This window comes from Thermodesulfobacteriota bacterium (assembly GCA_040757775.1).
GTDB lineage: Bacteria > Desulfobacterota > UBA8473 > UBA8473 > UBA8473 > UBA8473.
The window spans coordinates 65510-79606 of the sequence record JBFLWQ010000010.1; the positions used below are offsets into that span (position 1 = coordinate 65510).

A 14097-nucleotide genomic window follows, 5' to 3' on the forward strand; every position below is an offset into this window, starting at 1 on the left:
TTATTACTTTTAATGAGCCTCTCCCCAGCTCTTTCCAATCCCAATATCGACCTTTAAAGGCACAAGGAGTTCCATTACCCCTTCCATCTCCTCTTTCACCATCTCCGCCACACTACCTACCTCATCATCAGGTACTTCAAAGACCAATTCATCATGAACCTGCATAATCATCTTTGCATAAAGCTCCAATTGTGATGTCCTTCTTGAGATGTTTATCATGGCAACTTTTATTAAATCGGCCGCACTACCCTGGATAGGCGTATTTATGGCGGTGCGTTCAGCAAATTGTCTGGTGGGATGATTCTTACTGTTTATCTCAGGAAGGTAACGACGTCGATTCAACAGGGTTGTTACATATCCATCTTTTTTAGCCTGAAGCAATATACTTTCAATATATCCCTTTACTCCTTCATGTCTCTGAAAGTAGTTATCAATATAATCCTGTGCCATCTTCATGCTTATCCCCAATTCCTGGGCTAAACCAAAAGAACTCATCCCGTATATAACTCCAAAGTTGATTGCTTTTGCCTGTCTACGCATTTCAGAAGTAACCATTGATGGAAGAATACCGAATATCTCTGCTGCTGTTTCTGAGTGGACATCCTGATCGTTGTTAAATGAATCTACAAGTATTTTATCCTCTGAAATATGGGCCAAAAGCCGAAGCTCTATCTGAGAATAATCAGCAGAGATTAAAGACCATCCCTCTTCAGGGATAAATGCCTGGCGGATTTTTCTACCCTCTTGTGTCCTTATGGGAATATTTTGCAAGTTTGGATCGCTGCTGCTTAATCTCCCGGTAGCAGTAACGGTCTGGTTATAAGAGGTATGAATTCTTCCGGTTTCCGGGTGGATCAGTCTTGGGAGTGCATCAAGATAGGTAGATTTTAATTTTGTCAGACTTCTGTATTCCAATATCTTTGCCGGCAATTTATGTGCAAAAGCCAACTTGCTAAGGATGCTTACGTCGGTAGAATACCCCGTTTTTGTCCGCTTTGCTCCTGGCAACCTCAGTTTCTCAAAGAGGATATTGCCCAACTGTTGAGTAGAATTGATATTAAACTCCTCTCCTGCCAGACTATATATCTCTTTCATAAGCAGGTTTAACTTAACCTCCATCTCTTTAGACATTCTAACGAGGAAGTCCACGTCCACTTTAACCCCATTCATCTCCATATCGGTCAGTACCCGGATTAAAGGCATCTCGATATTATAAAAGAGGTCAGCAAACCCCTCTTTCTCAAGCCTCGGTAATAATAAATTAGACAGGAGGAACGTAACATCAGAGTCTTCACATGTATAGATTGAAGCCTTTTCAATATCTATCTGATCGAATGTCAGGGCATTCTTACCTTTCCCTGCTAAATCTTTATAAGATATCATCTGGTGGTCAAGATATTCCCTGGCAATGTCCTCAAGATTATGATTATGTTTCGATGGATTTAACAGGTAAGATGCCACCATTGTATCACAATTTATCCCTGAAAGCTCAATGCCGTACCGCTTAAGAACCACATAGTCATACTTCACGTTCTGTCCTATCTTTTTGATACTCTCATCTTCAAGGATTGGCTTTAAAAACGGAAGTACATAGTCCATTCTCAGCTGTTTCGGGGCTCCCAGATATCTATGGGCAAGAGGTATATAAAATGCCTCATGGGGTCTATAAGAAAAGGATATCCCCACTAACTGGGCCAGCATAGGGTCCCTTGATGTGGTCTCCAAGTCCAGGGCAAACTCGTGAGAGTTCTTCAACCCCTCAATCAATCTACCAAATTCTTCTTCGGTAATGACCACATTGTAATTCTCGGTGGGGAGTACCCCTTGTGACGAAAATTCTTTAAGAAATTTAGTAAATTCTAATTCTTTAAAGATATTCTTTATCTTTCCCGTGTCATGTTCAGATAGAGAAAAATCATCAAAATCATAGGACAGAGGGACATCGACATCTATTGTTGCCAACTCTTTACTTAGCCTCGCCTGACCGCCAAATTCTAAAAGGTTTTCCCTTCTGCGTTTACCGGTAACCTTATCCAGATTATTGAGGAGATTCTCAATTGTGCCAAATTCTTTTATCAATTCTATAGCTGTTTTTTCACCAATACCCGGGACACCTGGAATGTTGTCAGATGTATCACCTGCCAGCCCCATAATCTCTACTAATTGAGATGGCTCAACACCAAATCGATCCATAACCTCTCTGACCCCATACTTCCTGTCTTTCATGGTATCGAGGGTAGTTGTATTTTCTGTTATGAGTTGAAGCATATCCTTATCACCGGTAACGATGACAACCTCTACCCCTTTCCCCTCACTCTTTTTAGCAATAGTGCCGATGATGTCATCCGCTTCAAAGCCGGCCATTTCCAGAACAGGGATATTAAAACCATCGACAACCTTCTTGATATAGGGGATTTGTGAAACAAGATCATCTGGCATGAAAGGTCTGTTTGCCTTGTATTGATCGTAGATCTCATGGCGAAATGTAGGGCCTTTTGCATCAAAGACAACAGCCATATGGTCAGGTTTATGATCTTTTATCACCTTCAACAACATATTACAAAAGCCAAATACTGCATTTGTGGGAAAACCCGATGAGGTAGAGAGATGACCTATAGCAAAATATGCCCTGTATATATAAGAACTCCCATCTATCAAAAATAGACGGGGTTTAGAAGACATGGGTTTCTCCAAATATGTTGATAGAGAGCTTTGCACAACCGCAGTGCAACTTTCTTCCGTCATTCCAAACTTGATGCGGAATCCAGTTATTTCAAGCAATTCTGGATTCCAGCTTCCGCCGGAATGACGTGGGGAGCATGTTTTTCAAAGGTCTCAAATAAAAAACCTTCGCTTCCCAAGTAAAATAAATAATAGTAATAAACAAATATTATGTCAATGTTAAACTCATAGCATTAATTTTTATCCCGAATCAGGTATATTTTTTGGTTTTCATGCATCGGTTTTTTTATTCTCTTGAATTTATAACTCTTTCATCATACAATGCAGTCAAAAATATCATATAATATTTTTTAACCCTTTCTAGTCCTGAGATTTTTATCGAATCATAAGTTTACACTGGATTTTTTGTCACTGAACAAAAAGTTAGGCAATTTAGATAAGTAAGCTTCGTTTTTAACTTCACAATACTGTGAAACCGCGGTAATCTTCAGGACTTGCTGGCAGTCGTTCTAATTAACAAAGTAAGATTTCTTTTTGAGGCTGGTTTAGGACGCCCTGCCCTAATTTGAACGGAAAGGAGGTGACATTATCGTGGCAGAGCGTGAAACCGGCACTGTCAAGTGGTTCAATACCAGTAAAGGCTATGGCTTCATCACACGGGACCAGGGGACAGATATTTTCGTACACTATAGTGCCATTCGTGGCGAGGGCTATCGCTCATTAGAAGAGGGGCAGCGAGTGGAATTTACTGTAGGCAAAGGAGAAAAAGGCCCTCAGGCGCAAGACGTTGATGTTTTGACTTAAAAAACAAGAGCGCTCTAGAATCGTGCGGCGTGTATACAAAGCACGCCGCACGATTCTTTCGTAGAGTAATCAACACTTATACCCCTCTTGTTATTATAACTGAACCCCCGTAGATAATCTTGCTTTTCCAGTTACACACTCCTTATCAGTTTTATTCTCCTGACGGCTTCGTAAAAAGTCCATCTGTCCGCCTCTGGCGGATTACTGTGCCGTTTGATTTTTGACTTTTTAAGACCTTGTCAATCCTTAATGCTGGTCTATATTTTGATTGATTTATCACCAAAGATTATGTTATTTGTATCATAAAATTCTTCAACCCAATTGAGAGGAGACTAATTAACTAACCCCATGAATACAGATCAACTGATGAATCTTTCAGACCAATATATTGCTTCCACTTACTCCCGTTTACCTGTGGTAATCGTAAAGGGCTCCGGTTGCAAGTTATGGGATTCTGAGGGTAAAGAGTATCTTGATTTTGTCGGTGGACTGGCGGTATGTAACTTAGGGCATTGCCATCCTAATGTCGTAAAGGCAATAAAAGAACAGGCTAATGCCCTTATACACGTATCAAACCTCTACTATACGGAGCCTCAAACTAACTTAGCAAAACTTCTGGTGGAAAATTCCTTTGCAGACAAGGTGTTTTTTTGTAACAGTGGGGCAGAGGCAAACGAGGCAGCGATTAAGCTGGCTCGCAAGTATACCAAGGAAAAAAAAGGACGTGACAGATTCGAAATCATAACCATGGTAAACTCCTTTCATGGACGAACCATAGCCACTATTACTGCAACTGGACAGGAAAAGTTCCGGAACGGTTTTGAACCCTTACTCCCAGGTTTTAAATATACAGAATTCAATGACTTGGAGGCCATAGAGAAAGCCATTGATGACGCAACCTGTGCTGTCATGGTTGAACCGATTCAAGGAGAGGGCGGAGTAAACTGTCCGTCAGATGACTATCTGAAAGGGCTTAGAAAAATCTGCGATGATTACGGTTTGCTGCTTATATTCGACGAGGTTCAGGTGGGTATAGGAAGGACAGGAACCCTGTTTGCTTATGAAGGCTATAATGTCCAACCTGATATTATAACCCTTGCTAAGGGACTGGCAGGAGGACTACCCATAGGTGCTATGCTGGCAAGGGAAGAAATTGCCAGGAGTTTCTCTCCCGGCTCTCATGCCTCAACCTTTGGTGGGAATCCTGTAGTAGCAGCCTCTGCTTTAGCTACTATAAATACTATAATAGATGGTGGGGTTTTGGAAAACTGTATTGATGTGGGGAATTATCTTTTCCAAAAACTTAATGAATTGAAGCAGAAGTATCCCTTTGTTAAAGAACTTAAAGGTAAAGGGCTTATCCTCGGGATGGAGTTAGGGTTTGATGGTGGTAATATTGTCAAAGAATGCCTAAAGAAAGGTCTCCTGATCAACTGTACAATGGGTAAGACCCTTCGTTTTCTTCCTCCACTTATAGTCACTAAACGGGAAGTGGATATAATGGTTAGAATTTTAGACAATGTTTTTTCTGCACTTTAATGAGATAAATAAACGGGGCCATCAAGATGAAATCGAAAATAAAAAAAGTAGTCCTTGCATACTCCGGAGGGTTAGACACCTCTGTCATACTGAAGTGGCTGATAGAGACGTATGGTTGTGAAGTTGTTGCCTATACTGCCAATCTTGGGCAGGCAGAGGAGCTGGAAAATTTAGAAGAGAAGGCAATAAAAACCGGGGCATGTAAAGTTTATATAGAGGACCTGCAGGACGAATTCATACGTGATTATATCTTCCCCATGTTAAAGGCAAATGCTGTTTATGAAGGTGGATACCTGTTGGGGACATCCATTGCCAGACCTCTAATCGCAAAAAAACAGATTGAGATTGCCAGGAAGGAAAAGGCAGATGCAGTATGTCATGGGGCAACGGGCAAGGGAAACGACCAGGTTAGGTTTGAGCTGACATATCTGTCCCTCGATCCTCAAATCAAAATTGTCGCCCCCTGGAGGGAGTGGAAGTTTGACTCTCGCAAGTCACTTGTCGAATATGCAAAGAAGCACAAAATTCCGGTTACTATAACAAAAGAGAAACCATACAGTAGTGACCGAAACCTGTTTCATATAAGTTTTGAAGGGGGTATTCTTGAGGACCCATGGGTAGAACCCAGCAAAGATATGTATATCCTTTCAGTATCTCCTGAAGAAGCGCCGGATAAGGCTACTTACCTTGAGATTGATTTTGAAGCAGGCATTCCAATAGCCGTTGACGGTAAAAAGAAGAACCCTGCAAATTTATTGAAGCATCTCAATAGCCTGGGCGGTAAAAACGGTATAGGACGGGTTGACATAGTAGAAAACAGATATGTGGGCATGAAATCCCGCGGTGTATATGAAACACCTGGAGGAACCATATTGCATAATGCCCACAGGGCTATAGAATCAATAACAATGGACAGAGAGGTTATGCACCTCAGGGATTCCTTGATACCAAAATACTCGGAACTAATCTACTATGGATACTGGTTCTCACCAGAGATGGAACTCTTAAGAAAGACAATCGATGAAACACAAAAGGATGTTTCTGGAACAGTAAGACTAAAATTATACAAGGGCAATTGCCTTGTAGTGGGTAGAAAATCACCTAAATCTCTCTATCACCATGATTTTGCTACCTTTGAGAAGGATACTGTTTATAACCAGAAAGATGCTGAGGGTTTTATCAAAACAAATGCCCTCAGGTTAAGAATCCACGCTATGAATAAGGGGAGATGATAGGATGCTAAATGCATTAAGTGCAGTTAGAACAACGTTATACGCCATGCCAGCTTTGTAAAAGGTCATGCTATGCTTAAAAATAGACAGAGGGGCTACTGTTATTGGCTATCATCCACAAAATAAGAGAAAAAGTAGCAAGGCAAGAATATGAGTTTACTATTCCGCACTTTTTTGAAGAAATGGCTGATGATAATCTTACTTTTGCAGATATTGAAATGGCAATTGATAAGGGTCGAATAAATCGTAAGTTTACACGGGATCCCAGAGGAACACGTTATGAGGTTATTGGTCCTGCAATTGACGGTAGGGAAATAGCAATCATTTGTAGAATTAAAAGCACGGGAAAGCTATTATTAATTACAACTTATGCTTTAGAGGATTAAAGTGATGAGGGAAAAAACAGGATATGATTATGGCAAATGTGAGATTTGTGATACCCAAATGCAGGAGAAACTTATCAAACAAGATTTCTGGATACGAGGGGAACTTATTGTTGTAGAAGATGTCCCTGCAGGGGTATGTCCACGGTGTGGTGAGAAGGTTGTTAAAGCTGACGTGGGGCGACTGATTGCAAAGCTAATTGAAAACTCTGAACAAATTGCTAAATCGCCGAGAATCTCCGTCCCTGCGATTAAGTTTAAACAAGAAGCGAGAGTTTAAACAGGCTGGCACAGGTGTATAACACGGTGTAAAAGGGTATTTTTAACTTCATTCAAATTGCAACAAGTGGGGTTAGAAAAACAACGTTATATTAAAATTACGCCAATAAAGGGAGCGTAAAAAATGAACAATCTAAATCTTAACGAAGCGTTAGCGCCAATAGTAGAGAAAATAAAGAAGTTTCGTCCCCTGTACGAACAGAACGAGATGGCAGTGAGGGATCAAATAGTAAATCCCATTTTGAGGAATCTGGGATGGAATCCTGAGAATCCGGAGGAAATTCTGCCTAATGTATCTACAGAAGAAGGTATACCAGACTACTCTTTAATCAAGAATGGAAAGAAACTCCTATTTGTTGAATCCAAAAAGCTAGGTGTTGACATTGAACGGAGAGAAGTTATTCGACAATTAGCGAAGTACTCTTTTAGCGAAGGCACAAAATACGGTGTATTGACCAACGGTGCAGTCTGGGTATTAATTAGGTCATTCGAAGAAGGAACAACATTAACTGAACGAATCGTTTGGAAAACAGACTTAGAAAATGAAGAACTGCCAGCGGTGCTTAGAAAGATAACAACAATCTCAAAAGCTAACATCGAACATATAGAAGTTTTAGTGAAGAAAGTTCAAATATTGGATGAAATTTGGCAATCTCTTTTAGATGAACCTGAAGAAATGATAAAAGGTTTAATGCCTGTAGTCAAGCTGCTTATCAGTCAAGGTTATCCAGATTATCAGTTTGAAGATGCAGAAATTGAGGATTTGTTGAAAGAAAGGGTCAAGGAAATAATTTCCGGTCCATCGGAGGAGGTAACTCCGATTGAGATGCCCATAGAACCCATATCATGGCGAGGTACAAGTCCACGAAAAATGAAACTAAAAGGTGAGGTCTTTGAACTCCGCAATTCATTTGAAATTTTGTTAAACACTGCCAATTGGCTCATAAAGAACGGTAAGTTGAAACCCTCGGACTGCCCAGTAGGAATTGGAAAAGGTAAAAGGAGCCTTGTCAACAAGGAACCGAAGCATAAGTACGGTGACAATTTTAGAGCTCCCAAAAAACTTTCCAATGGGTTATGGTTAGAAGCACATAATAGCACTGCTGGTCACATAAACTCTACTAAGCGGCTATTAGAGAAATTTGGAGTTTCACCAAATATACTGACAATTGAATGATTAAGATGGCGGAACTTTATAAAACACAGCATAAAAGGTTCGTCTGACTCAAGCAGACTTGTCTAAATATTTTGCTTCGCAAAAACTTCTTTTACTTTGGGAACGTTAGGCAATATATGCCATAACATTAAATACCTTGAAAATAGAAATGCTCAATTTTCATAGAGGAGATGATCCTTGTTGCCCGCAACAGCATATAATAGAGTTTTGAGATCAGCACCTAAAGGCTATGCTTTTTTAAAAATAGGGATGCTAAAAGCACCAAGTGCAGTTAGAACAACGTTATATGCTCAGTGATTTCCTTAGAGACATGATGAGGAAAGCGGATGACAATTAAAGAAATTCAGAATAAAATAACACAAAGGAAGTACAGATTCTCCGATCATTCCGTGAAGCGAATGATCAAAAGAAACATAACCCGTCAAGAGGTAGAGAGTGCCATACTCACAGGAGAAATCCTTGAATATTATCCTGATGATAAATATTCTCCGAGTTGCCTCGTTTACGGGAAAACCGAAAATGGAAGGGATTTACATATTCAAATATCACGTCCGCCAATTGTGGTAATCATTACAGTTTATGAGCCGGACCCGGAAGAATGGGTTAACTGCAAGGTAAGGAGGTAAATGTCATGAAGTGTATATTCTGTGGAGGTAAGCTGGTGAAAAGCAAGGTCACCTTCACTTACGAAGAAGATGACAAGCATCTCATTATCGAACATGTTCCTGCAGAGGTTTGCAAAAGATGCGGGGAAAAAATGTATTCCCCTGAAGTTACTGATGAACTCTTGCGCTTCGCCAGGAATGAATTCAAACCTACAAGAAAAATTGAAGTGCCCGTGTATGATTTTGCTGCAAATCAGTATGTGACCACTGGCGCATAACAACAGGCCAAAAGCAAAAGGCATTGCTGAAATGCTACCGTACTTCTTTTAGCCTTAACCTTTAGGTAACATGTGCCATAACATTAAATAGTTTGAAAATAGAAAGGTTCAATTTTCATAGTTCGTGGGTGACGAACCCATCATAAATAATTAGTTTGAAAATATCTGGATTCCTATTCCTGCCTCTACGGGAATTAACATGAGCACTTGGCTTGCAAAGGAACATGGAAATCGTCATGCCTGCGAAAGCAGTTATCCAGAACCAATTGCTTACTGGATTCCATGTCAAGCACGGAATGACAGATCATGTTTTCAGGTTAATGACATCGTTGGTAAATTTTGAGAGTATAAGATCGGGTGTTATGATTCAACTTTTATTCGAGAGAACTAAGAAGCCTCTGGTTCCAATTCCGATTCTCTTAATTGCATTGGTCTTTTCAATGGTTATCGGTGGATTTGGATGTGGTAAAAAGGCGCTACCTGTTGCTCCTAAAAGTTTTGCTCCAAAGGCTGTTAACGATTTAAAAGCTACCGTTATAAAAGGAAAAGTTTTACTCCATTGGACTATTCCTGATAGGAATACTGATAGATCAAAACTCACTAATCTAGCTGGCTTCAAGGTCTTCAGGAGCAAGTCTCCTTTTGACCCCAAGCCATGTCATGGTTGCCCCAAAAGGTTCGAAGAATTGGCTGATATTGAGTACAGGGAGAGTCCTCCTAAAGACGTAAACATAGTAAACAAAACTATTGAGTTTGCAGACAAAAACCTGCGTTACAGGACAATTTACACATATAAGGTTCTATCATATAATTCTGGCGGTGTTTTCAGTGAAGATTCAAATCATGCTGAGATTTCATGGGATTTATCTCAATTAAGTGAAGAGGGAAAATAGAAGCCATGCATGATTTTCAATACAAGAATGATGAGCTCTATTGCGAAGATATACCTATTTCAGCTATTGCAGATAGCGTTGGAACCCCCTTTTATCTCTACAGCCACAATACTCTTCTGAACCACTTTAAGGTCTTTGACTCTGCCTTTTCTTCAGTAAAGCACTTAGTCTGTTTTTCCGTAAAGGCCAACTCAAATATTGCTGTACTTAAAACATTTATCAATCAGGGTGGCGGGGTGGATATCGTTTCGGGAGGAGAGTTATTCAGGGCATTAATGGCTGGAGCTGATCCTGAAAAGATAGTTTACTCCGGTGTGGGTAAGAGAGTCGATGAGATAGAGTTCGCTCTTCAGACAGGCATCCTGATGTTTAATATCGAGTCGACCCAGGAATTGAAGGTCATAGATTCTGTAGCAGAGAAACTTGGTAATAGAGCCAGAATCTCATTCAGGATAAATCCCGATATAGACCCTAAGACCCATCCTTATATCTCTACAGGGCTTAAGAAGAATAAATTCGGGATCAATATAAAAAAATCTCTGGAAGAGTACAGACATGCCATGAGGCTCAAAAATATTGATATTGTGGGGGTAGATTGCCATATTGGATCTCAGATTACGGATGTTGAACCCTTTGTTGATGCCCTCAAAAGGATAAAGGAACTGGTCGTTGAATTGCAAAAAGAGGGAATAAATATAAACTACCTGGACCTGGGCGGTGGCCTGGGGATTACCTATGACCAGGAGACCCCCCCGCATCCAAATATCTATGCACAGGCTATTATTAAGGAGGTTTCTAATCTCAATTGCACGCTTATCTTAGAACCTGGTAGGGTAATTGTGGGGAATGCCGGGATATTGGTAACAAAAGCACTCTATACAAAAAAGAGTGAAGAGAAAAACTTTGTCATTGTAGATGCGGGCATGAATGATCTAACCCGTCCTACCCTCTATGATTCTTTCCAGGGGGTTCAACCCGTAAAGTTAATGAAGAAAGGTGAGTTTGTAGCTGATCTGGTAGGCCCAATATGCGAGTCTGGTGATTTCCTGGCAAAGGATCGAAAGATGCCTCAATTTCAACGGGGAGATTTAGTGGCCGTTATGAGTACCGGGGCATATGGTTTTACTATGTCATCTAACTACAATTCCCGTCCCCGTATCCCTGAAGTCATGGTAGCTGGGGATGAATTTCATATAATCCGGGAAAGAGAAGAATACGACGACCTTATAAAGGGAGAGAATATCCCTGAATTCTTAAACAGGGACTGTAGCAATCCATAGCAACAACAGCGCATAGTTACAACAGCGCACTTAAGTGCGCTGTTTAAGGGAACATCCTACAAGGTATACATATATGTACAACATAGATTTTTTCAAGATGAGCGGAACTGGAAACGACTTTATTATTGTAGATAACCGTAACGGTATCATAACGGGAGATAACATCAGCGACTTTGTTAAGAAGATCTGCCAGAGAAAAATATCAGTGGGGGCTGATGGGTTTATATTGCTTCAGAAATCAGATAAGGCTGATTTTAAGTGGAGGTTCTTCAATGCTGATGGAAGTGAGGCTGAGATGTGTGGAAATGGTGGCAGGTGTGCCGCCAGGTTCGCTTATCTGAAAGGAATTGCAGGCAAAAAGATGTCTTTTGAAACCACGGCTGCATTGATTAAAGCTGAAATCCTGGATGGCAGGGTTAAGCTCGAGATGCCTTCTCCCGAAAGTATTATTTGCAATCAAACACTGTTAATCGAGGGAGAAAAACATACTGTCAGCTTCATAAATACAGGGGTACCCCATGTTGTGAAATTTGTTGGCGATATAGACAACTGTGAAGTGTTTAAAACAGGAAGGCTGATACGTTATCATGACCAATACAAGCCGGCAGGGGCCAACGCAAATTTCGCTTATGTCAATGGTCGGTCCAGTATGGCTGTTCGTACCTATGAAAGAGGCGTGGAGGATGAGACCCTGGCTTGCGGGACCGGAGCTGTAGCCTCAGTCCTGATTGCATATCTAAAAGATATGGTTTCATCTCCAGTAGCTGTTAGGACCAGAGGTGGAGGAATCTTAACTGTTCATTTTAAATACGCCATGGACAGATTTGAGGAGGTATTCCTGGAAGGGGATGCCAGAGTTATATACGAGGGACGGCTCTGGCAAGAGGCAGTAACTAAATAAAGGGAAGCGAATAATTTATGGACAGCATACCTGAAGAAGAATTGAGTTCTAGAACACATCGGTTACAGAAAGTCATGATGGGAAAAGGTCTGGATGCAGTATTCATCATCCAGAAGGCTGATCTATTCTATTTTGCAGGAACATGTCAGTCTTCAGTACTTTGCATTCCAGCCGAAGGTTCTCCTTTATTAATAGTAAGGAAAAGCTACGAACGAGCCTGCAAAGAGTCAGCTTTAGAAAATATCGTATATCTTCCTTCCTTTGGAGAGTTGCCACTCTTTCTCAGGAATCATAAGATTACGAATCTAGATCATATTGGCATGGAATTTGATGTTATACCCACGTCTCTCTTTTTCACATACCAGAGGATGTTCCCAAAGGCTAGTTTTGGAGATATATCAATGGACATAAGAAACATCAGAATGGCCAAGTCGGGTTATGAAATCGATATGATGCGTAATGCTGGTAAGATTTCTGATGCTATTCTGAAAGAGGCGAAAAACGAGTTAAAAGTGGGACGAACTGAAGTGGAAATCGCCTCATGTATTTCCGACATTGCTTTTAGACTTGGATCGCAGGGATTTACGGCCAGTCGAGGGTGGAATCAAGCACTATCTCCTCTTCCCTTTGTTCTTTCAGGAGGAAACGGGGCTATGGCATCGTCCAACGATGCCCCATTCGGGGGTAAAGGAGTAAACTCCCTTATTCCTGTTGGTCCGTCTAACAAAAAAATAGAGGCACACGAACCAATTGTAATTGACATTGGGGCAACATACAATGGCTATTCAGTGGATACGACTCGAACGTTTTCTGTTGGTAATGTGTCTTCGCATTTGAGCAATGCATATGAAGCAATCCTCAAGATACAAGAGCAATTAATAAAGCAACTGGTAACTGGTAAGACATGTTCGGAACTGTACCAGATTGCTGAAGAAATGGCCAAGAGCCTTGGATACGGCGATAACTTCATGGGATACGGAAAGGATAGAGTGCGGTTTGTGGGACATGGGATAGGCATAGAGGTGGACGAACTTCCAATATTTGCCAAGGGATTTGATATGCCCCTTGGGGAAGGAATGACCGTGGCCATTGAACCTAAGATTATCTTTCCAGGCATTGGGGCCGTTTGTATCGAAAATACCTGGCTAATTAATAAGGACAATCCAGAACCTTTAACCGTGATGGATGAGGCTTTGTGTATAATATAGTTTGAGGAGGAAAAAGGATGATAAATGCCATTGTTGTCGGGGCCGCAGGTAGAATGGGTAGCAGAATAATCAATACAATAAATGAAACCGAGGGAATTGAACTTGTTGGTGCGGTGGAATATAAGAACCATCCGGCGATAGGCAAAGATGCAGGCGATATTGTTGGACTAGGCAAATTAAACATAGAATTAAAAGATAATCTGAGCACAATCCTCAGTCTAGGGGATGTAATCATAGACTTTACAAACCATACTGCATCCTTAACTAATTTAGAGATTGTTGCTAACGGTAAGAAATCAATAGTAATAGGTAGCACGGGGTTTTCGGCAAAAGAGATGGAGGAGGTTGAAAGATTATCCAAGAATACTAGGTGTGTCCTCTCTCCAAATATGAGTGTAGGAGTTAATCTGGTATTTAAGGTAATAAAGGATATCTCAACGGTTCTGGGAGACGAGTTTGATATTGAAATTATTGAGGCTCATCACAGGTTTAAAAAAGACTCTCCCAGCGGAACAGCTATGAGGATTGCACAAATACTTGCTCAAACCCTGAAAAGAGACATGGATGAGGTAGGGGTTTATGGACGAAAGGGTATTGTTGGAGAACGTACACAAAAAGAGATTGGTGTCCAGGCCATTAGAGCCGGGGATATTGTAGGTGACCATACTATTATCTTTGGAGGTTTAGGTGAAAGGCTGGAGGTTACTCATAGGGCACACAGTAGAGAGACCTTTGCCAGGGGGGCTGTTAGAGCTGCAAAATGGATTGTTAATCAAAAAAACGGACTGTACGATATGCAGGATGTGTTGGGGTTAAAATGAGGAGGCAATAATTAG

14 protein-coding genes are annotated in these 14097 nt (G+C 40.9%); 13 read left to right on the forward strand and 1 reads right to left on the reverse strand.

The features are described from left to right. Window positions 1-9: 9 nt before the first annotated feature. On the reverse strand, window positions 10-2682 hold the full coding sequence (gene polA, locus AB1401_08005) for a DNA polymerase I (protein MEW6615392.1): 2673 nt from the start codon (window positions 2680-2682) through the stop codon (window positions 10-12). Window positions 2683-3273: 591 nt separating this feature from the next. Between polA and AB1401_08010 the strand changes: the two genes are divergently transcribed. The 13 genes from AB1401_08010 to dapB all read left to right on the forward strand — a co-directional run bounded on the left by AB1401_08010 (window position 3274) and on the right by dapB (window position 14082). Then, window positions 3274-3486, forward strand: coding sequence for a cold-shock protein (locus tag AB1401_08010; protein MEW6615393.1), 213 nt, complete (start codon window positions 3274-3276; stop codon window positions 3484-3486). Window positions 3487-3834: 348 nt separating this feature from the next. After that, a complete protein-coding gene (locus AB1401_08015; protein MEW6615394.1) occupies window positions 3835-5025 on the forward strand; it encodes an aspartate aminotransferase family protein in 1191 nt (396 codons plus the stop codon). A gap of 26 nt (window positions 5026-5051) precedes the next feature. After that, entirely contained in the window at window positions 5052-6257 is a 1206-nt protein-coding gene (locus tag AB1401_08020; protein ID MEW6615395.1) for an argininosuccinate synthase, read from the forward strand. Between the two features lie 104 nt (window positions 6258-6361). Beyond that, window positions 6362-6643, forward strand: a complete 282-nt coding sequence (locus AB1401_08025) for a DUF4258 domain-containing protein (GenBank protein MEW6615396.1) — start codon at window positions 6362-6364, stop codon at window positions 6641-6643. Window positions 6644-6647: 4 nt separating this feature from the next. Continuing rightward, window positions 6648-6920, forward strand: coding sequence for a YgiT-type zinc finger protein (locus tag AB1401_08030; protein MEW6615397.1), 273 nt, complete (start codon window positions 6648-6650; stop codon window positions 6918-6920). Between the two features lie 123 nt (window positions 6921-7043). Beyond that, a complete protein-coding gene (locus AB1401_08035) occupies window positions 7044-8096 on the forward strand; it encodes a hypothetical protein (GenBank protein MEW6615398.1) in 1053 nt (350 codons plus the stop codon). A gap of 326 nt (window positions 8097-8422) precedes the next feature. Further along, window positions 8423-8722, forward strand: a complete 300-nt coding sequence (locus AB1401_08040) for a DUF4258 domain-containing protein (GenBank protein MEW6615399.1) — start codon at window positions 8423-8425, stop codon at window positions 8720-8722. Between the two features lie 5 nt (window positions 8723-8727). Continuing rightward, window positions 8728-8979, forward strand: coding sequence for a type II toxin-antitoxin system MqsA family antitoxin (locus AB1401_08045; GenBank protein ID MEW6615400.1), 252 nt, complete (start codon window positions 8728-8730; stop codon window positions 8977-8979). Window positions 8980-9341: 362 nt separating this feature from the next. Next, on the forward strand, window positions 9342-9872 hold the full coding sequence (locus tag AB1401_08050; GenBank protein MEW6615401.1) for a hypothetical protein: 531 nt from the start codon (window positions 9342-9344) through the stop codon (window positions 9870-9872). A 5-nt stretch (window positions 9873-9877) separates the two neighbouring features. After that, window positions 9878-11152 (forward strand): diaminopimelate decarboxylase, encoded by a 1275-nt coding sequence (gene lysA, locus AB1401_08055; GenBank protein ID MEW6615402.1) that lies wholly within the window; start codon window positions 9878-9880, stop codon window positions 11150-11152. Window positions 11153-11225: 73 nt separating this feature from the next. Then, window positions 11226-12053 (forward strand): diaminopimelate epimerase, encoded by an 828-nt coding sequence (gene dapF / locus AB1401_08060; GenBank protein ID MEW6615403.1) that lies wholly within the window; start codon window positions 11226-11228, stop codon window positions 12051-12053. A gap of 17 nt (window positions 12054-12070) precedes the next feature. Further along, entirely contained in the window at window positions 12071-13261 is a 1191-nt protein-coding gene (locus tag AB1401_08065) for a Xaa-Pro peptidase family protein (GenBank protein MEW6615404.1), read from the forward strand. 17 nt (window positions 13262-13278) lie between these two features. Then, window positions 13279-14082 carry a 4-hydroxy-tetrahydrodipicolinate reductase gene (gene dapB, locus AB1401_08070; GenBank protein ID MEW6615405.1) on the forward strand — a complete coding sequence of 268 codons (804 nt, stop codon included), beginning with the start codon at window positions 13279-13281 and terminating at the stop codon, window positions 14080-14082. The last annotated feature ends 15 nt before the right edge of the window (window positions 14083-14097 follow it).